This window comes from Eubacteriaceae bacterium ES3, from assembly GCA_030586155.1.
In the GTDB taxonomy this organism is placed as follows: Bacteria; Bacillota; Clostridia; order Eubacteriales; family Eubacteriaceae; genus Acetobacterium.
Genome location: CP130741.1, coordinates 518,645 through 541,178, shown reverse-complemented (window position 1 = coordinate 541,178; position 22,534 = coordinate 518,645). Strand labels below are relative to the sequence as shown.

The following is a 22,534-nucleotide window of genomic DNA, read 5'->3' as shown; positions in this document are numbered from 1 at the left end:
AGGAAAGAGAGTAAAGTACAATGGGACTGAATGATACCCCCTCAGCAGATAGAGTGCATATTGCCTTTTTCGGCAAAAGAAACGCCGGTAAATCAAGTGTGGTCAATGCTATAACCGGACAAGATCTGGCCGTTGTATCCGATGTCAAAGGCACAACAACCGATCCCGTCCATAAAGCCATGGAACTTTTACCCCTGGGACCAGTCATGATCATTGACACTCCAGGTATTGATGACACTGGCGCGCTGGGTGAACTGCGTGTAAAAAAAACACGTCAGGTTCTCAATAAAACCGATGTGGCCGTCCTGGTCGTAGATTCGGTACGCGGGCTGACCAATGAAGATTCCGAACTGATTCGTCTGTTTGAGGAAAAAGAAATTGCCTTCCAGGTCGTTTATAATAAATCTGACTTAATGACCAAATCCAAAATAGAGAATGCCAGAGAACTCTCAGTCAGTGCGACTGAAAGAACCAATATCGACACACTGAAGGAACGAATCGCTACTTTGGCCGTCACCGAAGAACCAAAGCTTAGAATCGTGGCTGACCTGCTTGCCCCGTCAGACTTTGTCGTCCTGGTCACCCCAATCGACAAAGCAGCCCCTAAAGGCCGCCTGATACTGCCCCAGCAACAAACCATCCGAGATATTCTTGAGGCTGATGCAACAGCAATTATGGTCAAGGAGTTTGAACTAAAGCAGACCCTTGAAGATCTGGGTAAAAAGCCTAAAATGGTCATTACCGACAGCCAGGTTTTTGCCAAAGTCTCAGCTGATACCCCTAAAGATATTTTATTAACCTCCTTTTCTATCCTCTTTGCCCGCTATAAAGGCCTCCTGGCTGCAGCGGTAAAAGGAGCTGCGGCCCTTGATAAGCTTTCAGATGGTGATAAAATCCTGATTGCCGAGGGCTGCACTCATCATCGTCAGTGCGATGATATAGGAACAGTCAAACTGCCGCGCTGGATCAAAAACTACACCGGCAAAGACCTGCAATTTGTTTTCAAATCAGGCTCTGAATACCCCGATGATTTGACCGAATACAAGCTTGTTGTTCATTGTGGCGGCTGCATGTTAAACGAACGAGAAGTCCGCTATCGAACCAAGTGCGCGCTTGACCAGAAAGTCCCAATCACCAACTACGGAACCGTGATCGCCTATATGCAGGGAATTTTAAAACGCAGCCTGGAAGCCTTTCCCCATATTCTGGCGGAGATGGAGGAAGAATAATGCGCACCGAGAAAGACAAGCTGGGTCAAAGGCAATTACCGGATGATGTCCTTTATGGCCTGCAGAGCCTGCGTGCCCAGGAAAATTTTCCTCTCGACTATCAGAAGACCGACGTTCATCTGATTTTCGCCATGGTCAAAGTCAAAAAGGCGGCGGCACGGGTTTTTGCAAAACTGGATTCCCCAAAATCCGAAATCTATCGGGCTATTGAGACAGCATGTAACCAGGTTCTATCCGGTCAGGCAGCTGATTCCTTCCTGACTGATGCCCTCCAGGGCGGCGCGGGTACATCAACCAATATGAATGTCAATGAGGTGTTGGCCAATCTGGCCCTTGAAAACCTTGGCAAGCCCTGCGGCGCTTACGAAATAATCCATCCGCTTGATGATGTCAACCGCGGCCAGTCCACTAACGATGTCTATCCTACAGCATTGCGTATAGCCGCCATCGAAAAGCTTCGTGATTTGAGTGAAGCTTGCGCCAAGCTGCAGGAATCCCTGCAAAAAAAAGAAAACGCCTTTGATGATATTAAGAAACTGGGGCGGACAGAGATGATGGATGCCGTACCGATCTCTCTGGGCTCCGAGTTTGGGGCTTATGCCCAGGCTATTGCCCGTGACCGCTGGCGCCTCTACAAAGTAGAAGAACGTCTGCGACAGGTTAATCTTGGTGGTACTGCGGTAGGCCTCTCCAATAACGCCGAACGCAAATATCGCTTTGGAGTGATTGAAGAACTGCGTGAATTAACCGGTATCGGCTTAGCCGCTGCCGAATATCCCATGGATATCACCCAGAATAACGATGTTTTTGTAGAGGTTTCAGGACTTTTAAAAGCCCTGGCTGTCAATCTGATGAAAATCGCCAACGATCTGCGACTGATGAATGCAGGCCCTTGCGGCGGCATTGGTGAGATCAAGCTTGCAGCCCTGCAGACCGGTAGCACCATCATGCCCGGCAAAGTCAATCCTGTTATCCCTGAAATGGTCATGCAGGTGGCCATGAAAGCCATCGCTAATGATACAGCCATTACCCTGGCGGCAGCCCACGGCGAATTTGAATTAAACGCCTTTTTACCGCTGATCGCAGATTCTCTGCTGCAGAGTTTGTCACTGCTGACAAAGGCCGTTACAATCTTTCGCACAAAATGCATTGATCTGGTTGAGGCCGATCGCGACCGGTGTTTAATGTGGCTGAACAGCTCCTATGCTTTTGCCACAGGCTATACGCAAACGCTTGGCTATGATCGGGTCAGTCAAATTATTGCAGAAAACAATGATGATCCAGCACAGGTAAAAGCTGCCCTGGATCGTGAAAAACAATAAGAAAAACTGCGATGTTTTTGACATTGCAGTTTTTCTTTTAGGATTCTATCTCGCTCTTTTATGAATTCATCATAATTTTATCAAATAATTTTCAAACAGGCATCTGTTTATTCTTAAAAATCAGTACAGACGCGGTTAATAAAAGAACAATCAATCCGATATAAATTAGATTAATCTGAGCAGTAGCAGCTCCACCAACAATCTCAAGTGGGTCATACCAACCATAAATTGAAATCTTTTTTAAAATCTCTGCCTGGTCTGAAGCCCCGCCCAGCATATTAAAAAGAATAAACATGACCGGGATTCCAGCCCCAAAGGCTAGCGAGTTTTTCGTTGTATTGAAGATACTTGAAAAGAAAAATGATATGGATAAAGCTAATATATTAGCCAGACCCACAGTTACGTTCAACTGAATAAAAGCATCAGAATCAAAATAATCCGGAAAAAAGGCCTGGCTGATAGCCATATTTAAGATGCAGAGACTAGCCATTAGAACAATCATTGATAAAACGGCGTAAAATGCTTTTGTCAAAATAATAGTCACCCGTGAATCAGGAGTCATTAATAGACAAACGATTGAGCCCGAATCCATTTCCCGGGCTACCAGGCCATTGCCCAAAATAATACTGTAAACCAGTGGAAAACCGATCATTAAAAGTCCATAAAGCCAGCTGGCCAGATAACCGGTAAGATCAGTAAAACCTGATGAAAAGTTCATCGCCTCCATCAGTTTTGGCGGGAACATCTCCGTCATTGCAGTAATCGCCTGCATATTTTCAGGATCATACATGGAAATCATGACTGAAGAATACATGGTCAGGACACCGAAAAAAATCACAAACAGCTTCCAGTTTTTTTTGAGTGTCAATTTAAACAGCGTCAGACTCAATGGTTTTTTCATGATCTTCCTCCTTTTGATAGAAATGCAGAAAGATTTCTTCCAGACTGAGTGATTTGACATCCAGGTCAGTTACCTCCAAAACAGGCAGCACTTTCACAAAAGCCCCAATCTGGTCACCCGAAATTGTTACATCGATAAAGTGTTCGATCTGTCTGGTTTCAAATCCTTGCGCTAACAGCCCTTGAACCGCAGCAGAAGGATCCTTTACTTTCAGACGATACACTTTTCTCTGTGCGCTTTTTAAGTTCTTTATATCCGATTTCGCCACAATCCGTCCATCTTTAATAATAATTACTTCATCACAGGTTCTTTCCACCTCTTCAAACATATGGCTGGACAAAAGAATGGTTTTTCCCCGTTTCTTTTCCTCCAAAATTAAGTCGACAAAACGATTCTGCATCAGTGGATCAAGCCCACTGGTGGGTTCATCAAGAATCAAAATATCAGGATCATGCATAAAGGCCGCAACAATTCCCAGCTTCTGTTTCATCCCTTTGGAAAACTTGCGAATACTCCCTTTAGGTGAAAACTCCAGCATCTCAATTAGCCTTTTCTGCAGGCGATTATTGTTGAGTCCCCTCACATCGCTGATATATTTAAGATACTCTTCCCCTTTCATTCCTTCCAGAAAAGCGATTTCTCCAGGAATATAGCCCATAATCCGGTTGATGTCCGGGGCATTGTAAAAGCAATCCAGCCCATTAACAGTACATGTCCCCTGATCAGGTTTCATAAAACCAGTCAGCTGCCGGATAGTCGTTGTTTTGCCGGCGCCGTTAGGGCCAAGATAGCCCATCACTTCTCCTTGGGCAATCTTAAAGTCCAAATCAAAGACCCCTTTACCTGACTGATAGGTTAATGTAGCATTATTGACTTCAATCATATTTTCATCCCCCCTTTTTTCTATGTAAATACCCGTTTTTCCCCTTTCCATGCAATGATAAATCATCCGTCGTATAAAAAATAAACTGCTTTGCTGATTGTAGCTGTCTCTGTCATTCAATAAAAATAATCCCGGCTCAACGAGCATTTTGATACGCTGAACCGAGATCGTTTTATAGAATTAAAATTTTCACACTAGCGTTACAACAGCTGAATCCAGATATGCTTATTTACTCAAAGTGCACTCGGGCAGCATCAAACCTATCCTGCCGTTTAGCTTCAGCTTCAGGATAACCAAGAGGAATTACGGCATAAGGCACTAAATTATCTGGAACAGATAAAATTTTAGCCACACTCTCCATTCGGTCTGTCAGTGGCGCGACACCAATCCATACTGCCCCTAAGCCTAGTTCTACAGCTTCCAGTAATATATTCTGGGTTGCCGCACTCATATCGATATCGGCAAACTCAGGCATCCTGAGCTCCTTTCGATAAACCGGCACAATCGCCAGAGGAGCGCCGGCAATACAACCACCATAAGGGCTGGCTTCAGCTAAGGCTTTTAGAGTTTCTCTATTCTTTACCACAAAGAATTCCCAGGGCTGCTGGTTCGCTGCCGAAGGGGCAGCCATGGCAGCTTTTAGCAGCAAGTCTATTTTTTCCGCTTCCACTTCTTTACTCAAATACTTTCTGACACTTGTTCGATTAAAAATAGCGTTCATATTTTCCTCCAATTAATCAGATTTCCAGCCTGTTCTTTTCAGTTATTTCCGTCATATTATGTCTGCAGGATTTCCTGCACTTCAACGATATACAGATCGTGATAATCTGAATCACCATACCACTGTTTGTCAACACTTTCATCAATAAAACTTTCTGGCGCAAGATACTGACGGCAGAGTTTTTTACAAAGAAACACTGTTTTAGCTTCCTCAAAATAGGGAATCCCATTTTTATAAAGCACTGTTAATCCGGTTTTCTCAATTTTATTCTCATCACGACCAGAGACGCTTCCCATATAACCAAGCATCTTCTGGTATTTTTCATGGTCAAAAAATGTCAATGAAAAGGAATCCGAAGCATCTACCAGTTGTTTGGTAAAGCGACTTTTTCGAATCACCACATAAGCTACATTTTTACCCCACATTACCCCCAGACCACCCCAGGAAGCGGTCATACTGTTTACTTTCCCTTCGCTCTCAGCGCTAATTAACATCCATTCCTTGCCGATCAGGCGAAATGGGCTAAAATCAAATTCATCAGGACTGATACTTTTAAATTCACTCATGATAACTCTCCTTTTTTGTAAACTTATCCTAATTTTCTAACGACGATACCATTTTACCAATTATTTTCATAAAAGCAAGAATTCACTTCTAAATCATTTACTCTCCCAGCAGTTAATAAGTGTCCTTTCCTTCAAACTAATTTTTTGCTTGCTACTGACAAATTTTTATCTATTCTTATTGACGACTTTCATTAATGCTGTTATAATTGTTTCTTGGTAATAAACTATCAACCTTGCACATTTAGCGAAGGGTTTTTAATCCACAAACGTGGTTCCGTTATATAAATACTTTATCAAAGGCGATAACACTCACTGCTATAATCTTGTACTGTTCGTTTTAGCTACAGTCGATGATCATAGCCGTTTCTGTTATCGTCTTTTTTAAGCGGGTAAAATTAAAACCAACTTAACAATGGGGTTAGGAGTAGCGGCTGAATATTGTCAGTTTCAAAAAGGTTGATACTTAATCACAATTACAGTGATCTGAAATATATCATTACGGTATTTCAGGAGGTAACAATGCTCAATTCTGGTGATATGGCATTTATGATGATCTGTGCCATGCTTGTATTCTTTATGACACCTGGTCTTGCCCTTTTCTATGGCGGTATGGTCAGACGAAAAAATGTCATAAATACGTTAATGTCGGTAGTCTTTTGCTGTGGCGTAGCTACCATTCTCTGGTTTTTATTCGGCTTTTCTGTGGCTTTTGCTCCCGATGCTGGGGGGCTCGGTTTTATAGGTGATTTTAGCCATGCTTTCTTTAATGGGATCAGTGCAACTGAAGCCGGTGACTATGCCGAAGGTATCCCTGGCGCTCTGTTTGCAATTTTCCAGCTGATGTTCTGCATCATTACACCAGCTATTCTAGTTGGTGCTTTGTCTGGTCGAATGCGTTTTAAAGCCATGTTTATCTTTGTTGCGGTCTGGCTGACGCTGGTTTATTTCCCCTTGGCTCACATGGTCTGGGGTGAAGGTGGCCTGATTTTAAATCTCGGTGCTGTCGATTTTGCCGGTGGAAATGTCATTCATATCTCTTCCGGTGTTTCCGGACTGGTGGCCTGCCTATTTTTAGGTTCCCGAAAAGGCTACGGTATTCGTTCCTACCACCCACATAATATCCCCCTCTTTTTAATTGGCGGAGCTATTTTATGGGTTGGCTGGTTCGCTTTTAATGGCGGCTCAGCACTGGCCGCTGATGGTCTGGCAGTTCAGGCTATTGTTAACTCCATGCTTTCATCGGCGGCAGCCATGATGTCCTGGATGGCAATTGAAGGCCTTCTCTACAAAAAAACAACTCTGATGGGAGCTGTTACCGGAGCAATAATTGGACTGGTTGCCATCACACCCGGAGCCGGATTTGTTCCCTTCTGGTCCGCTCCTATTATCGGCGCTCTGGTCAGCCCAATCTGCTTTTTCTTTATGACAAAGGTCAAACTACATTTTGGCTATGATGATGCTCTGGATGCTTTTGGCTGTCACGGTATCGGTGGGATCTGGGGTGGTATTGCAACAGGTTTATTTGCTCAAACCAGCATTAATCCGGTTGCCCAGTGGAACGGTTTATTCTTTGGTGACACCAAACTTTTCATCGCTCAAATTCTGGCTATTGTGATTACCATTGCTTATGCTACGATTATAACAGCGGTAATTATGTTTGTCTTGAAAAAGGTTATGGAAATTCGCGTCAGCACTGAATCTGAAGATATTGGACTGGATATTGGTGAACATAGCGAACAGGCCTATGCTGCATTCTCAGGGATTGACCAGTAAAGGGAGGTTAGTATGAAACAAATCGAAGCAATTATCCGCCCGGAAAAGCTGGAACCGTTAAAAGAAGCTTTTCACGCGGCCAAAATCAATGGAATGAACGTCAGACAAGTCTTAGGCTGTGGTAATCAGCACGGCTGGGTTGCCCATAATCGGGGAACCACGGTGATGATCAATATGATGTCAAAAATCGAAATTAAAATCGTTGTGGCTGATGATCAGGTTGAAAAAATCTGTAATCTGATTATCGAAGTAGTTCGTACCGGCGAAATGGGCGACGGTAAGATTTTTATTAAGCCTGTTGACGAGTGTATCCGGATTCGAACCGGAGAACGTGGCGACATCGCCCTTTAAGAAAAAACCTCTGGCATATTGTCAGAGGTTTTTTAAGTTGCAATTGTAAGCCATTCTGGCTTATGCTAGAATATTATTCATAACTATATCAATTAAAGAGGTTACAATGGTAGAATCAAATCAAACCTTTATCCGCAACAATTCAAAAATATTAATCGTCGACGATCTTGAATCTAACGCCTTTCTGCTGGAACAATTATTGAAGGTAAACGGTTTCATCAATATTAAGAAAATCACTAATTCACAAGAGGCTGTTGATACCTATCTGGAATACAAACCAGATCTGCTACTGCTGGATCTTAAGATGCCCAAACCAGATGGTTTTGAAATCCTTAAACAACTTGATTCGCTAAAAAAGGATGATTATGTCTCAGTAATCGTCATTACAGCTCAAAACGATCAGCATAACCGCCTCAAAGCACTAAAAGCCGGTGCCAAGGATTTCATCGGCAAGCCTTTTGATCATGCAGAAGTCATCATGCGCGTCACTAATCATTTAGATATTCGAATACTTCATAACCAAATCCAGGAAAATAATCGACTACTGGAAAGACGTGTCCGAGAAAGAACTGCAGAAATCGAAAACCTCCAATTTGAACTGGTTGATAAGCTTCTGATGGCTGCAGAATTTCGTGATGACGATACCGGCTATCATGTTATCCGTTTGGGTAAATATACTGAAGCAATGGCTCGTTTGCTTAATTACGATGAACATGACATTTATCGCCTTACCAGCGCCAGCATGATGCATGACATTGGAAAAATCGCCATTTCTGACGACATTTTATTGAAACCCGGAAGGCTCACACCGGATGAGATGTTGATTATGAAAAAACACGCTGAGCGAGGAGCAACTATTCTTTCTGAAAGTCAATCTGATATCCTCGCTTTAGGCGAGATAATAGCCCTGACACATCATGAAAAATGGGATGGCAGCGGATACCCTGCCGGACTAAAAGGCGAGGAAATTCCGATCTCAGGACGAATTACATCTCTTTTTGATGTATTTGATGCTCTATTATCAAAACGACCATATAAAGATGCCTGGGAACTTGACAAGGTTCTTAATCTACTGAAGCAGGAAAGCGGATTTCACTTTGATCCCCAATTAGTCGAGCTTTTCTTTGAAAATTTAGATGTTTTTCTGGCTATCCATAATCGCTTCAGCGAGTAGTTAATTACTCTCCATAATATTTTTTGAAAGGATTCTCAATGAAAAAAAAGAAGGACCTTAGTATAAACCGCTGGATCTGGCTATCCTATTTAAAAGCTGCTTTGATCCCATTGATACTGGTCGAACTGGTCTTTATCAGCATTTATTTTTCTGCCAACAGCTGGTCGCGGCTGGAAACAAGAGACTATATCCATGAATCAGCAAACACAGAACTTAATCTACTGGCTGAAAAGCAGACCCAGGTTATCAGTCAACAATTACAGAGCATTTCCAGTTCAACCCATCTATATGCCGACCAGGTTCAAACTGCGCTTAGTCAAAACATGAACCATTCGTCTGAAGATTTAAATCGTCTGGCTTATTCCCAAAATGGCGCATATTACACAGTAAGTGATACTGCTAATGGTGGTATAGCTGTTTTTTATAGCGGTTATTATCCTATTAACGCTGCTGAAAGACAAAAAACAGCTAGTCTCCTCTCTCTTTCTGATTTGATGAAATCCACTGTCAATTCCTACGATCTGGCCAGCCAGATCTATTTTAACACCTTTGATTCACTCAATATTATTTACCCATATTTTAATGTACTTGAGCAGTATCCTGAAAAAATGAATATCCCTTCCTATAATTTCTATTACGAAGCTGACAGCACTAATAATCCCTCACGCAAGGTAGTATGGACCGATTCCTACCTGGATCCTGCTGGCCAAGGTTGGATGGCTTCATCTATTGCACCAGTTTATACTGGAGATTTTCTGGAAGGTGTTGTCGGTATTGATATCACTATCAGTACAATTGCCAACGAAATTCTTAACCTTGAATTCCCTTGGGACGGTTACGGAATTCTAGTTGGCCAGGATGGCACCATCCTGGCCCTTCCACAACAAGGAGAGCATGATTTTTCACTAACCGAATTAACTGACCACCATTATGAGGAAGCAATTATGGCTGATACTTTTAAACCAGAGGATTTTAATGTCTTTAGCCGCCAGGAATTTTCTGATATTGCCAATGAGCTGATTACAGCAGACAGCGGAACAACCACTATCACCCTTAATGACAACAGTCGTCTGATTAGCTGGAATACAGTATCCGAAACAGGTTGGAAGTTAATGGTCATCGTTCCTGAAGAAAATATTTATGCCTCTAGTAATGCCATTAACCAATCACTTCTAAGAATAGGGATGTTAATGATTGCCGGATTGATTGTATTTTATATGATCTTTTTTTACGTTCTTTCAAAAAGAGCCAATGCCATGAGTAAAGATATTTCTCAACCCCTTGACAAAATCAATGAGATCGTCAGTAATATCGGGAAAGGTCATTATTACCAGTATGAACCTGAGATGCCAGTTGTGGAACTGACTGAAACTGCTCACAATCTTATTGTCATGGGTGAAAATCTGGGACAATCCAATCAACGCCTGGTTTTAACGCAGAATGAATTGCAGGAAAGTGAACAACACCTACAGGCTCTGGTCCACTCAATTGATGATATCATTCTGCAAATTAATAAAAACGGATCTATCAAACGAATCTGGGCCAAAGATGATGCCTCCATTTTGGATTTCTTCAGTGATAAAGGTATGTCTCTCTGTGCCGTTTTTGATCCCGAAGATCAATTGACCTGCCTGGACAAAATCAGTGAGGTTGCTGAAACTGGTTCATCAACTACGTTGGAATACAGCATCAATACCCGTCAGGGAAAACAATGGTTTCAAGCCCGGATTTCCAGAGTTTCCAATAATGCCGATAACCTGGTTGTCTCAGCAAGAAATATCACTGAAAGAATTTTTATGGAAATGTCCATCAAAGCAGCTAAAGAAGATGCTGAAAAGGCCAACCAGGCAAAATCAGAATTTTTGTCAAATATGAGTCATGAATTAAGAACCCCGCTAAATGCTATTCTGGGTTTTTCTCAACTCCTGGAAATGTACCCTGACACACCACTTACGGAAATTCAAAATCAGTATGTTCATGAAATAAGCAAAGCCGGAAATCACCTTTTGACCTTAATCAACGAGATCCTGGACCTATCTTTAATCGAATCCGGCAGTTTTTCATTATCGATTGAGCCAGTAGAAATTGTTTCAATAACCGCAGAAGTCATCCGTTTAATGCAACCGCTGGCAGACGATAAAAGTATAGTCCTAATTTTTGACCATGAGCTCAATACCCTGGTCTCTAATACGGATCAAACCAGGATTAAGCAGATCCTAATTAATTTGATCTCCAATGCTATCAAATATAATTACGCAAACGGAACTGTTACCGTTAGAATAGAAAATGACGAAGCCTACACTTATCTGCATGTCATCGACAATGGATTTGGCATTCCCCAGGATTATCTTGATAAGATTTTCAATCCTTTCAGCCGTCTGCCAGAAACCAGCAACGCTATTGAAGGGACCGGAATCGGATTAACTGTTGTCCGACAACTGTGCGATTTGCTCAACGGAGAAATTTCCGTCACCAGTAAACCTGACCAGGGCAGTCATTTCATCGTAAAGCTTCCAAATGTCAAAGAGCAGGACGAAGCAGTTTCGTTAACAACCTCCGATGATAATGTTAACAAGCTGCTTGGTAATAATCATTACACACTTCTCTATATTGAAGATAATACAGTGAATATGAATTTAATGGAAGAAACCTTTGAACAAATCCCAAATATCCATTTGATACCTGCTTCCAGCGGTGAAATTGGACTTGCGTTAATAAAAGAATATCAGACAGATATAATTGTTTTAGATATTCATTTGCCAGGAATGGATGGTTATGAAGTCCTGAAGCGGCTTAAAGCAAATCCGCAAACCAGAGACATTCCCGTCCTTGCCTTGAGTGCCAATGCCATGCCGGAAAGCATTGAAAAAGGTTTAATGATGGGCTTTGCTGATTATTTTACAAAGCCAGTTGAAATGAGTCGATTCCTTTTAAGGATAGCTGATCTTTTGATTAAACAGCCCGAAAAATAATTTTGCTTTAAAGAATCCGCTCAATGAAAATTAATTTCATTGAGCGGATTTTTTTCAGATTAATTCTCTATATAATAAATCACCATACTCAGAGTCGCAGTGTCTTGACCAATATTACGATAGGAATGTTCTACATCAGCTTTGAATTTTATCGAATCACCACGATTCAGAACAAAACTTTTACCATCAACAACCACTTCAATCGTTCCTTCAAAACAAGTCACATATTCCTCAGTTCCCTGAAGATGAGCCAATGAAGTCTGACTACCGTCCTTTTTCAATACTACGCGATAGGTTTCAAACAACTTTTTTTCTTCAAATAAGAAAATGGGGTAATTAATGAACCGTCCTTCATTCTCAATCAATGGGTTAATCTCGTCACAGGGAACAAACATGGTAGCTTCGGTCTCTGGTTTTAATAGCGATGAAAATGAGGTTTTATAACCATTGGCAATCTTCCATAAAACAGAAATCGTCGGATTGACATCACCCTTTTCAATCTGTGCCAGCATACTTCTGGAAACGCCGGTCTCCTTGGCCGCAGCATCTAAAGTCAATTTCTTTGTTTCCCGTATCTTTTTTATATTTTTTCCAACAATATCATTAATATCCACGCAGTCCTCCGCTTGACATTATATTATACCAGTAGTACAATATACTGGATTCTTCTATTGTAACCTTTTAGTACAATATATCATCAATTTATCCAGTGGTCAATCTTATGTCAATATTTCTAGTTACTTCTAATACGACTGCTATAATTATCTTACCCTAAGCTCTAATAGCCTTACCGCTTTTAGAATAGTGAAAGGAATTCTCCATGAATGATCAATCTAACCACCTAAAAAATGCATTTAAGGCAGCCTTTCCCAATACTCTGCCAATTTTAACCGGCTTTTTATTCCTGGGTATTGCTTATGGCATTTTTATGACTTCACTTGGTTTCTCACCAGTCTTTCCGATTTTGATGAGTATCTTTATTTTTGCCGGCTCGATGGAATTTGTAACCGCCAATCTATTGCTTGGCACCTTTAATCCTATTGGCGCTTTTATTCTGACCTTGATGGTCAATGCCCGCCACCTTTTCTACGGACTTTCCATGCTCGACAAGTACCAGTCAGCTGGAAAAATTAGCCCCTATCTGATTTTTGGTATGTGTGACGAGTCCTTTTCCATTAACCTGTCTGCTTCCATACCGAATGATGTTGAGCCGGGAAGATTCTATTTTTTCGTCACCCTCCTCAATCACATCTATTGGGTCGCCGGAGCAACCATTGGGGCGCTATTCGGTTCACTCCTGCCCTTTTATCCTAAAGGCCTTGATTTTGTCATGACCGCCCTCCTGGTAGTTATTTTTTTAGACCAGTGGTTAAAAGAGGACGATCATCAAAGTGCTTTAATTGGGATGGGGCTAACCCTTGCATCCCTGTTGATTTTCGGCTCCAACCGCTTTGTCGTGCCGGCAATGATCGCCATCCTGGGCGTCTTAATTCCCCTATCCCACCAGAAAGAAGGTTTGAAAGAATGACTACCTCACAACAAATCATCACAATTGTTATGGTTGTCTTAGGAACTATGACCACCCGTTTCCTGCCATTTATCCTTTTTCCTGCCAATAAACCCACACCAGTTTTTATTCAATCACTGGGTAAGATTTTACCGTCTGCGGCCCTGGGCCTGCTAGTGATTTACTGCCTGAAAGATATTAATCTTATGACTGGCAGTCACGGTCTTCCAGAACTGATTTCAGTAGGGTTCGTAGTCGTGCTCCACGTTTTGAAACGCAATATGTTTTTGTCTATTACCGGCGGTACATTTCTGTATATGCTGCTAATTAACCTTGTTTTCTGATTTATTTAGAAGTAGAAATCACCTTTTAATCTGTGTAATTTTCAGCCCATAAGCAAATCATTCCAAATGCCTGACGATGTCAGGAAACTTCCAATCTACTAAATAATGATTGCTTGTCCAACAGGTTTCATATTAAAATGATAGTGAATAAGTCTTTTAACGGTGAGGTAAAATGAAAATAGGATTAATCCGATGCATGAAGGCAAATAAGGGTATGCCAGTCATGGATGAGTTATTAGAAATGCTACGGGAAAACGGGATTGAAAATATAAGCCCTGCAGATATCAGTCTTTCAGGACTCAATTCCTGCGGTGGCTGCCCTGGTTTTAAAGCCCTATCAAATACCGAAGACTTAGTTAAACACGGCGCTGACACCATCATTTTTATATCTCCAATCCTAAAAAATAATTCAAAAACCTATCACTGTCCCCATCTCAAGCGGATGGTGGAAGCCGCCAAAAGCAAACTGGGAGAAGATATTATTGTTCTCCAATACGCTAAAAGGTGATTTTGAATAATAAAAACAGGCTTTACGCCTGCATATTATTTAATCATTTTTTGTGACATGATCTAGGTCAAGAGGTATACGAACAGTAAATTTACTGCCTTTTCCTACTGTTGACTCTAGATCAATAACACCTTTGATTTTTTCCAGATTTTCTTTGACCACATATAGACCAATTCCGTCTCCTGAAGTATTTTGTGAATTATCCCCCCTGAAATAAACATTAAATATTTTTGATTGTTCCTCTTTCGAAATACCTTTTCCACTATCTTCAACGACAATAGTCAGCATATCCTTCTGACTAAAATAATTAATCGTGACTGATCCGCCATACTCTGTAAACTTATATGCGTTAGTCAATAAGTTGTAAACCACTTGACTTAATTTATATCGATCTGTCTTAACAGAAATCTTCTGATGGCTAATTAAATTTAACTCAATTGATTTTTTGTCAAACTGCATTTTCAGACCAGTGACAATCTGTTTGAAAAGCGAAGCCATCTCCACCTCTTCAATAATGACCGGTTCAAGCTCTTTTTGAGCATCGATCATACCTGACATATTACTGATTATCGAAGTAATATTCTCAATTTGAGTCTCACAGATCTTTACTTCTTCCGGTGTAAACTCGATGATTCCATCCTGAAAGCCTTCCAAATGTGTTCTTAAAATGGTCAATGGTGTTCTGGTCTGATGAACCAGTTCATCAATCAGTTTTTTACGGCTGGTCTGTTTCATTTTTAAACGGGAATTTAATGTATCCAAACTGTGCTGAATCGTACGGATCTCTTCGACTTTAGATTTAGGAACCGGACTGGTATTTCCCAGATCAATGTCAATTGCTTGCTGTGCAGTAGCCCTTAAATCTCTACTCATTCTTCGACTGATAAAAATACCAATAATAAAAATCAATGTAAAGACTATGCCAAAGGAAAGAAAACCACTTCCAGCCAACGAGAGCATAAATTTTCTGGCTTCCAGAGAATCACTGATCGAGCTGTATCGGGTTATTATCAGTTCTCCGATCACCATTTCATCAACGACTATGTCGCGTGTATCAATTTCCTCTGTCTGACTCGAATTCATTCGTCCCATCATTCCGCTCATCATCGGAACACTATAATTGCCAACTTCACCCATAAGATTGCCATTGACATCATAAATTCTTATTTGCTTAATCGGATCACTTAAATGCGATTCCAACTGCATATTTATTTGCTGCTCAGTGTAGGAGTCATCAAGTAATACTTTTTGTGACAACTCTTCCAGCTGGGCTACATGGTTGCCATAACTTTCAGTCGAATAGTCAATAAATGTGCGGTTAATCAGAATCCCAAACACCGTCGAATTAATGGCTACCGATAAAACTACCGATAAGATTAGTACGGTCATCCATTGTCTTCTAATACTCATCATTATTCTCCACCAAAAATATAACCAGCGCCATATTTTGTCTTAAGAATATGCGGTTCTCTGGGATTTTTTTCAATTTTCTGACGAATCCGCTTAATATAACTGTCAATATTTCGATCATACCCATCATAGTCAGCGCCAAAAGCCTGTTCAATCAATTGTTCTCTGGACAGCACCTGCCCCTGATTTTTAAATAGAACCAACAATAAGCTGTACTCGGCAGAAGTAATCACAATATTATCTTGACCGCGGTACAGCTTCATACTTCCAGTATGCAGGCTGAAATCTTGATACTTATAGACGATCTCATCTATTTCTTGATAAACCCTTTTTAATAAACGCTGAATTCTAAGCATCAGTTCTCTGGCACTAAATGGCTTAACGACATAGTCATCAGCGCCAATTTTCAAGCCTTTGATTCGATCAACTTCCTCCTGCTTCGCCGTCAGCAAAATAATCGGCACTTCCGATACTTTGCGGATTTCTGTCAACACTTCAAATCCGTCAATACCTGGCATCATTACATCAAGCAAAATGAGATGGGTGGTGTTGCTGTTAAAAAGACTCAGCGCTTCAAAACCATCTTTTGCGATCTGAACTTCATAACCTTCATGATGGAGATATTTTTCTATGACGCTGCGAATTTCTTCCTGATCTTCTACCACCAGTATCTGATACTTCACTAACCCACCTCATTTTTCTAGGGATTTGTCATTTTTCACCTACATTTCAATTTCCAAAAACAATCATAACAGCTATGTAACAATTTTGCCATTTAAACAAACCTGTTTCTCTAATAATCAGCATTTAAACATTTGCCGCAAGGCTTACACCCTGGACTTTTTTCTATTTTACCTCAGTGTTTGAGAACCTCAAGCATTTTCTGATATTGTTCTTCGTCAATTTCGCCCTTGATATATCTTTGTTTGAGCAATTCAAGAGAACTATCTGACTTTTGGTTGGCATTTAACAAATCTTTATTTTTAAATAAGAAATAGAGGATAATCCCAACAATCAGCAAACCAATCAATCCCATCATGACATCCTCCTTTTAAGTTAGTCTTCATCACCATCATAGCAGCCATAGCCGCCCATCATACCACCGCGACCAAAACCGCCCATCATTCCGTAAACGCTACCATCTTCTTCATGATGTTCAATCATTTCATCCACTCTTTCCAATGCCAAGTCAGCCTGGTCCTGAGTCATTATACCATCTTCAAGAAACGTGTTAATTGTAGCCTTTCGCAAATTAATCATCTGATTAAAAGCATCATCCACATCTGCCTTTTGTTCTTCTGTCAGATCGGTTGTAATAAAACCAAATCCGCATAAACCGCGAGCCCCCTGTGCAATTTCTGCATCCGATGTTGCAGCTAAAACGCCTGCTGGAACAGAAACCAATAATATTACTGCCAAAATCATCAAAACTTTTTTCATCATATTCACCCTTTCTTGTGTGATCTAGTTTATATGATAACTATACTCCTGAAATATGGCACAAATATGATTAAAACAGTCTTTTACTTTAAAACTTTATTAATCTGGCATTAATTGCCACGATCACTGTACTCAGAGACATTAGAAGCGCACCAACTGCCGGGCTGACTAGAATCCCCTGGTTATAAAGAATCCCGGCCGCCAATGGCAGAGTGATCAAATTATAGGCAGTCGCCCATACCAGATTTTGGATCATTTTCTGATAAGTCTTTTTCGATAAACTAATTAGTGAAACCACGTCATTGGGATTGCTTTTGACCAGAATAACATCCGCGGCTTCAATTGCTACATCCGTTCCAGCTCCGATAGCGATCCCTAGATCAGCTTTAGCCAGAGCCGGGGCATCATTTACACCATCACCCGTCATTGCCACTGTCTTACCCTGCTCGATTAACATTGAGACCTGATTGACTTTATCTTCCGGTAATACCTCGGCTATAATCTGCTCCATTTTCAAAGCTTGCCCAACCCGATTAGCTACCGTCTGATTGTCACCGGTTAAAAGTACTGTTTCGATTCCCATAGCATGTAAACCATTGATCGCCGCTTCTGATTCCTCTTTAATTTTATCGGATAGGGCAATCATTCCCAACAGCACTTTGTCGAGTAGTACAAAAACAACAGTCTTTCCGTCATCAGCTAAATTCTGAAATTTCGCTTCATCATAAGAGATTTGGGCCTTTTTCATAAAGCCGGGACTGACAATTTTCACTTCTTGTTTGTCAATTTCAGCGCTTAAACCCTCGCCCGTGATATTTATATAATTTACAACCGACATAAGTTTGAGCCCTCTTGTTTTGGCCTCTTTTACAATCCCCTCAGCAATTGGGTGTTCGGAATTTATTTCTAATGATGCTGCAATAGTTAAAAGTTTATCATCAGAATCCTTTTCACTGACCAAATCAGTCACTTCAAATTCCCCTTCGGTTAGAGTCCCTGTTTTATCAAAAACAATGGCAGTCATCTTGCGGGCATTCTCAAAGGCAGCGCGATTTCTGATCAGTAAACCATGCTGGGCTGCAATAGATGTTGTTACCGCCGTTACTAAAGGAATAGCCAGGCCCAACGCATGGGGACAGGAAATGACAATAACCGTAACGGCTCGGGTTATGGCAAAATTAAGATTAGCGGTTACAAAGATCCAGGCCATAAAAGTTATAATTCCTACTGTTGTGGCAATATAAAAAAGCCATTTTGCAGCCTGATCGGCCAGACGTTCGGTTTTTGATTTGTTTTTCTGTGCATCTTTGACCAGTTCAATCATTTGAGATAAAAACATCTCCGAACCAGTACGTAATACCTCAACCTTTAATATGCCATCCGCATTGATGGCTCCACCAACTACCTCATCATCTGCCTTTTTTTCCACTGGTACCGATTCACCCGTCAGCATCGATTCATTAACATAGGAAGTTCCTTCGAACACCTTACCGTCGATCGGTATTTTTTCACCAGGCTTAACCAGGACAAAATCTCCTTCTTCCAGTTCGTGAACTTTAACTTCTTCCAGTTCATCCGCATTTTTAATTCGATGGGCCGTTTCCGGCATCAGCTTTGCCAGTTCATCAAGGGCTTTGGAAGCACCAATCACCGATTTCATCTCAATCCAATGCCCCAATAACATAATAACAATCAGGGTTGCCAGTTCCCAGAAAAAATCATTGCCTTCAATAAAAAATACTGTCATTAAGCTATATACATAGGATACTGTAATCGACATGGCCACCAAAGTCATCATAGCCGGAGATTTTTTCTTTATCTCATCGATTGCTCCTGTTAAGAAAGGCTTACCGCCATAAAAATATAAAAAGGTAGCCAGAACAGAAACGATATACTGATCACCGGCAAATCGCCAACTAACACCCATAAACCCCTGGATCATCGGTGAGAGTAACAGCACCGGAATCATGAACACAAATGAAACATAAAAACGTTTTTTGAAGTCCATGGCCATCATTTTATGATGATCAACGTGCTCCATTCCCCCATGATGATCATGACCGCCCATATCGCTATGATGGTTATGCATATCCATTTCACCCATATCTTCGTGAGAGTCATGTGTCGTCGTTCCCTTGTGATGCTCATGCCCATTCATTATAGCGTGCCGATCATGTTTTTTCATTTCAGTATGTTCAGTGTGACTCTCCATATTTTCGTGTTGGTCATGAGTCATAGCCTCTTGGTGATGAGTATGTTCATTCATATCATTATGGTGGTTGTGTTCTTCCATATTTATATGCTGGTCGTGATTTTCCATTTCCCTGTAGTGGTTTTTTCCTTCATGTTCAGTCATTTGAGTATTATGGTCATGACCTGCCATCGAACCTTGATTTTTATGTTGATCGGACTCCATTTCCTGGTGTTCTTCCATCTTTTGAGGATCTTTATGATCGTTCATATTAATCATTCCTTTCTGAAAATTTGTCTTATTAAAATTCTACCCTGAATTAGAAATTAAAATCAGTTAAATTTAACATTTTCTATTCTTATAATCTTGTAGCATTTCTATGTATAGGCACTTATCTGGCCTATGCCACAGAAATCGCCGCCGCTATGCTGCAAAGACAACAAGCCGCTGCCATTGTTGATGCCCGCAAATTAATTGTCGATGGTGCTGTAGGAATGGTAGAAATGGCCCTGGAACGTCTTAATGAAAAAGAAATTGTGGAGCTGGATGAAGAACGAAAAGCAGCAATGGTCTCTAACTTATTAGTTGTTCTTTGCGGGAATCATGATGCTCAACCAATCGTCAATTCTGGAAGCCTCTATTAATCATGGCTGAAAATAAAAAGAAACAGATCCCTTTAAGACTTTCCCCAAAGCTCTATGAAGCCATTGCTGCCTGGGCTGAAGATGATTTTCGCTCAGTTAACGGACAAATTGAATATCTGCTGACAGAATGTGTCCGTCAACGTAAGAAAAATGGAAAATATGTCTCTGATGAATTGGATATTCCACCTGAGTTGGATGTTTAAAGTAAATACGAGAAGGCTGCCAATTCTGATATAATTGGCAGCCTTCTCGTCCTTTGGATACAAATTCATTAAATTATAAATAAGTTTTTGTTATGCTGACAATAGCTTAAGACCGATATTCAAGTTGAACATTAGATAAAGTCCGTATAATGGTGTAAAAAGAAAATGAGCCAAGAGCTCAAACCTCGGTTAAAATAAAAGTACCACCCAATACCTAATCGAGGAGATGAACAAATGGCTCAATTAAATATTACACTGGACACAGAACTTTTGCACGGACTTTTTACAAAAGATTCCCGGGATGAGGCTTTTTCAAAGCTTCTGGAAACAATTCTTAACCAGGTGCTTGTAGCGCAATCGGCTGAGCAACTTGGTGCTGAACGCTATGAGCGATGCGAGGATCGGACAGCTTACCGTAACGGTTTTAGGGATCGTGAATTAACAACGCGAATCGGTGGTATCACCCTGCGGATCCCTCGTCATCGTAACGGCGAATTCAGCACGACGATGTTTCAGCGCTACCAGCGGAGCGAGCAGGCTCTGATGCTGGCAATGATCGAAATGGTCATTAATGGGGTTTCAACCCGCAAAATCGAAAACATTACAGAAGAACTTTGTGGCCAGAGCTTTTCAAAATCAACAGTTTCAAAGCTGTGTGAAAATCTGGATCCGGTAGTAAACGGTTTTCGTAACCGAACGCTTGAAAAGCATTATCCATTTATAATTGTGGATGCTTTATATCTCAAAGTTCGCGAAGACAGCAGAGTCCGGTCAAAAGGTCTATTGGTAGCAACCGCAGTCAACGAAAATGGCAATCGTGAAGTAATTGGTTTTCAGCTGAATGATACCGAAACAGAATCAAGCTGGGGAGATTTTTTTCAAAATCTCAAAGAGCGTGGTCTGACAGCCGTTGATCTGATAGTATCCGATAATCACAAAGGACTTGTAAATGCGATTAAAAAACATTTTCAGGGATCCACCTGGCAGAGATGCCAGACACATTTCTCAAGAAATGTACTGGATAAAACGCCCAAAAATCAGCAGTCCGAATTGAAATCCTATCTGAAACGCATCTACAATGCAGTAAATATTGAAGATGCCCGCAACCTGCTGAAAGACACACTGAGACATTTTGAATCCAAAGCACCAAAAGCGATTGAAATACTCGAAGAAGGTTTTGATGATGTGATGGCTGTAATGAGTCTTCCTGAGAAATACCGGAAAAGACTGCGCACAACCAACAGTATCGAACGACTCAACGAGGAAATCAGGCGTCGTGATCGCGTGATCCGCATTTATCCCAACGAAAAATCGGTTATCCGTTTACTGGGTGCGCTGCTTATGGAACAGGATGAAAAATGGTCTTCCGGCAGAAAATATCTGGATATGCAGGATTACTATGAATTTTTAAAAGAACAGACGGCTGCTGTTTCATCAGCAGCCTAGTTAAACCCACCGAGGTTTTTACACACTATTTTGGACTTGACTTGAACATTATCAAACTATAATCATCAAACTAAACCCAGTAACAGCTAACTATGTGAGCAGAATAAAAGTCTCTTTAAATCTTGTCTTCCTGAAAGACCTACATTAATAACCCAATATCCGGCTGCTCTCCCTTCATGGCATAAAAGCCCATGCCATACTGAAAATGTTCCTCCAGCAATGCGCCTACATTGTTAATTAGCAAATTATAAATGTCAAAAGAGCCCTGAACTAATCAAATTATTCCGGCAAACCTGGCTTTTCAATTATGGTATAATGATTAATCATTAGTCACTTTAAGGAAGCACAAACCATGGTTCATCTGGAACACTTTTCTGACCACCCGCTGGATTATATCACCGAATTCTACACCACTGAAAGAGTTCGTATTGACAGCTGTCCACATTGTTACACCCGCCATCGACTTCATCTTCATGGTATCTATCACCGGCATGTGATCTGGTATGAGGATGTCTTCTCCATTCCGGTCCAACGTCATTACTGTATTCATTGCGGTAAGACAGTCAGTGTCCTGCCTTCTTTCTGTCATCCAGGATTTCAGCTGGCGCTTCCATTTCTGCTGGAACTGCTTTGGGCCTTCTTTAACGGGGCTCATTATGCCAATACTTTAGCGCATCAGCATCGTCGCTTTATCACCCGGCGTTTTTTACTTTGTCTGAACCGGCTGATTGAATTTTTTCGCATCTGCCATGATCCTTTAATCGACTTTCCTGATTTTTGGCATAAAAAAGCCATAAAGCTTCTTGAAATGGTCTACTCGGTGGGCAAGCCCCCCATCTTCGGCAAAAGATATCACGATCATTTTAAGAAAGGATTTATGGCACATTAATTGTACCATCCTTCCGCATTTTTTTGAAGAACTATTTAGCCCACAGAGCTTTTGCTTTGC

At 41.1% G+C, this 22,534-nt stretch carries 22 protein-coding genes and 1 pseudogene; 13 read left to right on the top strand and 10 right to left on the bottom strand.

Annotated features, from left to right (window positions below):
* The first annotated feature begins 20 nt into the window (after nt 1-20).
* Both hydF and Q5O24_02405 read left to right on the top strand, forming a co-directional pair.
* Nucleotides 21-1,229: a [FeFe] hydrogenase H-cluster maturation GTPase HydF gene (hydF, locus tag Q5O24_02410; protein ID WKY48206.1), complete on the top strand. Its 1,209-nt coding sequence runs from the start codon at nt 21-23 to the stop codon at nt 1,227-1,229.
* Nucleotides 1,229-2,551, top strand: a complete 1,323-nt coding sequence (locus Q5O24_02405; GenBank protein WKY48205.1) for an aspartate ammonia-lyase — start codon at nt 1,229-1,231, stop codon at nt 2,549-2,551. Before hydF ends, Q5O24_02405 begins: the two co-directional genes overlap by 1 nt.
* Before the next feature lie 91 nt (nt 2,552-2,642).
* Here Q5O24_02405 and Q5O24_02400 read toward each other — a convergent pair whose 3' ends face one another.
* From Q5O24_02400 to Q5O24_02385, 4 genes are all read right to left on the bottom strand, one after another.
* Nucleotides 2,643-3,452 (bottom strand): ABC transporter permease subunit, encoded by an 810-nt coding sequence (locus Q5O24_02400; protein ID WKY48204.1) that lies wholly within the window; start codon nt 3,450-3,452, stop codon nt 2,643-2,645.
* Nucleotides 3,421-4,335 (bottom strand): ABC transporter ATP-binding protein, encoded by a 915-nt coding sequence (locus Q5O24_02395; protein ID WKY48203.1) that lies wholly within the window; start codon nt 4,333-4,335, stop codon nt 3,421-3,423. Before Q5O24_02395 ends, Q5O24_02400 begins: the two co-directional genes overlap by 32 nt.
* Nucleotides 4,336-4,564: 229 nt before the next feature.
* The gene (locus Q5O24_02390) at nt 4,565-5,056 is read right to left on the bottom strand and encodes a nitroreductase family protein (protein ID WKY48202.1); all 492 of its coding nucleotides are present in this window, start codon (nt 5,054-5,056) and stop codon (nt 4,565-4,567) included.
* Nucleotides 5,057-5,112: 56 nt separating this feature from the next.
* Nucleotides 5,113-5,622 (bottom strand): flavin reductase family protein, encoded by a 510-nt coding sequence (locus Q5O24_02385; protein WKY48201.1) that lies wholly within the window; start codon nt 5,620-5,622, stop codon nt 5,113-5,115.
* Between the two features lie 519 nt (nt 5,623-6,141).
* Between Q5O24_02385 and Q5O24_02380 the strand changes: the two genes are divergently transcribed.
* The 4 genes from Q5O24_02380 to Q5O24_02365 all read left to right on the top strand — a co-directional run bounded on the left by Q5O24_02380 (nt 6,142) and on the right by Q5O24_02365 (nt 11,892).
* Complete coding sequence (locus Q5O24_02380) at nt 6,142-7,395, top strand: ammonium transporter (GenBank protein ID WKY48200.1); 1,254 nt, start codon at nt 6,142-6,144, stop codon at nt 7,393-7,395.
* 12 nt (nt 7,396-7,407) lie between these two features.
* Complete coding sequence (locus Q5O24_02375; protein WKY48199.1) at nt 7,408-7,746, top strand: P-II family nitrogen regulator; 339 nt, start codon at nt 7,408-7,410, stop codon at nt 7,744-7,746.
* 106 nt (nt 7,747-7,852) lie between these two features.
* Nucleotides 7,853-8,920 carry a response regulator gene (locus Q5O24_02370; protein ID WKY48198.1) on the top strand — a complete coding sequence of 356 codons (1,068 nt, stop codon included), beginning with the start codon at nt 7,853-7,855 and terminating at the stop codon, nt 8,918-8,920.
* Between the two features lie 38 nt (nt 8,921-8,958).
* Nucleotides 8,959-11,892, top strand: a complete 2,934-nt coding sequence (locus Q5O24_02365; protein WKY48197.1) for an ATP-binding protein — start codon at nt 8,959-8,961, stop codon at nt 11,890-11,892.
* Nucleotides 11,893-11,951: 59 nt separating this feature from the next.
* Here the strand turns inward: Q5O24_02365 and Q5O24_02360 are convergent, their stop codons facing one another.
* The gene (locus tag Q5O24_02360) at nt 11,952-12,506 is read right to left on the bottom strand and encodes an XRE family transcriptional regulator (GenBank protein ID WKY48196.1); all 555 of its coding nucleotides are present in this window, start codon (nt 12,504-12,506) and stop codon (nt 11,952-11,954) included.
* Nucleotides 12,507-12,712: 206 nt separating this feature from the next.
* On the opposite strand from Q5O24_02360, the gene Q5O24_02355 reads away from it, so the two are divergent.
* The 3 genes from Q5O24_02355 to Q5O24_02345 all read left to right on the top strand — a co-directional run bounded on the left by Q5O24_02355 (nt 12,713) and on the right by Q5O24_02345 (nt 14,251).
* Nucleotides 12,713-13,420 (top strand): AzlC family ABC transporter permease, encoded by a 708-nt coding sequence (locus Q5O24_02355; protein ID WKY48195.1) that lies wholly within the window; start codon nt 12,713-12,715, stop codon nt 13,418-13,420.
* Nucleotides 13,417-13,743, top strand: coding sequence for a branched-chain amino acid transporter permease (locus tag Q5O24_02350; GenBank protein ID WKY48194.1), 327 nt, complete (start codon nt 13,417-13,419; stop codon nt 13,741-13,743). The genes Q5O24_02355 and Q5O24_02350 overlap by 4 nt, the downstream gene beginning before the upstream one ends.
* A gap of 172 nt (nt 13,744-13,915) precedes the next feature.
* On the top strand, nt 13,916-14,251 hold the full coding sequence (locus tag Q5O24_02345; GenBank protein ID WKY48193.1) for a CGGC domain-containing protein: 336 nt from the start codon (nt 13,916-13,918) through the stop codon (nt 14,249-14,251).
* 39 nt (nt 14,252-14,290) lie between these two features.
* On the opposite strand, the gene Q5O24_02340 is transcribed toward Q5O24_02345, so the two are convergent.
* From Q5O24_02340 to Q5O24_02320, 5 genes are all read right to left on the bottom strand, one after another.
* Nucleotides 14,291-15,661 (bottom strand): HAMP domain-containing sensor histidine kinase, encoded by a 1,371-nt coding sequence (locus tag Q5O24_02340; protein WKY48192.1) that lies wholly within the window; start codon nt 15,659-15,661, stop codon nt 14,291-14,293.
* Nucleotides 15,662-15,663: 2 nt separating this feature from the next.
* Complete coding sequence (locus Q5O24_02335; protein WKY48191.1) at nt 15,664-16,344, bottom strand: response regulator transcription factor; 681 nt, start codon at nt 16,342-16,344, stop codon at nt 15,664-15,666.
* Nucleotides 16,345-16,517: 173 nt separating this feature from the next.
* Entirely contained in the window at nt 16,518-16,700 is a 183-nt protein-coding gene (locus Q5O24_02330) for an SHOCT domain-containing protein (GenBank protein WKY48190.1), read from the bottom strand.
* 17 nt (nt 16,701-16,717) lie between these two features.
* Nucleotides 16,718-17,101 carry a DUF2680 domain-containing protein gene (locus Q5O24_02325; protein WKY48189.1) on the bottom strand — a complete coding sequence of 128 codons (384 nt, stop codon included), beginning with the start codon at nt 17,099-17,101 and terminating at the stop codon, nt 16,718-16,720.
* Nucleotides 17,102-17,189: 88 nt separating this feature from the next.
* Nucleotides 17,190-19,562: a copper-translocating P-type ATPase gene (locus tag Q5O24_02320; protein ID WKY48188.1), complete on the bottom strand. Its 2,373-nt coding sequence runs from the start codon at nt 19,560-19,562 to the stop codon at nt 17,190-17,192.
* A gap of 119 nt (nt 19,563-19,681) precedes the next feature.
* Here Q5O24_02320 and Q5O24_02315 point away from each other — a divergent pair.
* From Q5O24_02315 to Q5O24_02300, 4 genes and pseudogenes are all read left to right on the top strand, one after another.
* Nucleotides 19,682-19,936, top strand: a pseudogene (locus Q5O24_02315) (SPFH domain-containing protein).
* A gap of 2 nt (nt 19,937-19,938) precedes the next feature.
* A complete protein-coding gene (locus tag Q5O24_02310; protein ID WKY48187.1) occupies nt 19,939-20,139 on the top strand; it encodes a PTS ascorbate transporter subunit IIC in 201 nt (66 codons plus the stop codon).
* Between the two features lie 234 nt (nt 20,140-20,373).
* Nucleotides 20,374-21,585, top strand: a complete 1,212-nt coding sequence (locus Q5O24_02305; GenBank protein WKY48186.1) for an IS256 family transposase — start codon at nt 20,374-20,376, stop codon at nt 21,583-21,585.
* Between the two features lie 352 nt (nt 21,586-21,937).
* The gene (locus Q5O24_02300) at nt 21,938-22,474 is read left to right on the top strand and encodes a transposase (GenBank protein WKY48185.1); all 537 of its coding nucleotides are present in this window, start codon (nt 21,938-21,940) and stop codon (nt 22,472-22,474) included.
* Nucleotides 22,475-22,534: the final 60 nt, after the last annotated feature.

Excerpts from the sequence above, each read along its gene's own strand:
- Q5O24_02345 (WKY48193.1), top strand. The coding sequence starts at position 13,916 with ATGAAAATAGGATTAATCCGATGCATGAAGGCAAATAAGGGTATGCCA.
- Q5O24_02305 (WKY48186.1), top strand. The coding sequence starts at position 20,374 with ATGGCTCAATTAAATATTACACTGGACACAGAACTTTTGCACGGACTT.
- Q5O24_02365 (WKY48197.1), top strand. The coding sequence starts at position 8,959 with ATGAAAAAAAAGAAGGACCTTAGTATAAACCGCTGGATCTGGCTATCC.
- Q5O24_02405 (WKY48205.1), top strand. The coding sequence starts at position 1,229 with ATGCGCACCGAGAAAGACAAGCTGGGTCAAAGGCAATTACCGGATGAT.
- Q5O24_02400 (WKY48204.1), bottom strand. The coding sequence starts at position 3,452 with ATGAAAAAACCATTGAGTCTGACGCTGTTTAAATTGACACTCAAAAAA.
- Q5O24_02300 (WKY48185.1), top strand. The coding sequence starts at position 21,938 with ATGGTTCATCTGGAACACTTTTCTGACCACCCGCTGGATTATATCACC.
- Q5O24_02320 (WKY48188.1), bottom strand. The coding sequence starts at position 19,562 with ATGAACGATCATAAAGATCCTCAAAAGATGGAAGAACACCAGGAAATG.
- Q5O24_02380 (WKY48200.1), top strand. The coding sequence starts at position 6,142 with ATGCTCAATTCTGGTGATATGGCATTTATGATGATCTGTGCCATGCTT.
- Q5O24_02390 (WKY48202.1), bottom strand. The coding sequence starts at position 5,056 with ATGAACGCTATTTTTAATCGAACAAGTGTCAGAAAGTATTTGAGTAAA.
- Q5O24_02385 (WKY48201.1), bottom strand. The coding sequence starts at position 5,622 with ATGAGTGAATTTAAAAGTATCAGTCCTGATGAATTTGATTTTAGCCCA.
- hydF (WKY48206.1), top strand. The coding sequence starts at position 21 with ATGGGACTGAATGATACCCCCTCAGCAGATAGAGTGCATATTGCCTTT.
- Q5O24_02330 (WKY48190.1), bottom strand. The coding sequence starts at position 16,700 with ATGATGGGATTGATTGGTTTGCTGATTGTTGGGATTATCCTCTATTTC.
- Q5O24_02395 (WKY48203.1), bottom strand. The coding sequence starts at position 4,335 with ATGATTGAAGTCAATAATGCTACATTAACCTATCAGTCAGGTAAAGGG.
- Q5O24_02375 (WKY48199.1), top strand. The coding sequence starts at position 7,408 with ATGAAACAAATCGAAGCAATTATCCGCCCGGAAAAGCTGGAACCGTTA.
- Q5O24_02370 (WKY48198.1), top strand. The coding sequence starts at position 7,853 with ATGGTAGAATCAAATCAAACCTTTATCCGCAACAATTCAAAAATATTA.
- Q5O24_02340 (WKY48192.1), bottom strand. The coding sequence starts at position 15,661 with ATGAGTATTAGAAGACAATGGATGACCGTACTAATCTTATCGGTAGTT.
- Q5O24_02355 (WKY48195.1), top strand. The coding sequence starts at position 12,713 with ATGAATGATCAATCTAACCACCTAAAAAATGCATTTAAGGCAGCCTTT.
- Q5O24_02310 (WKY48187.1), top strand. The coding sequence starts at position 19,939 with ATGGCTGAAAATAAAAAGAAACAGATCCCTTTAAGACTTTCCCCAAAG.
- Q5O24_02325 (WKY48189.1), bottom strand. The coding sequence starts at position 17,101 with ATGAAAAAAGTTTTGATGATTTTGGCAGTAATATTATTGGTTTCTGTT.
- Q5O24_02350 (WKY48194.1), top strand. The coding sequence starts at position 13,417 with ATGACTACCTCACAACAAATCATCACAATTGTTATGGTTGTCTTAGGA.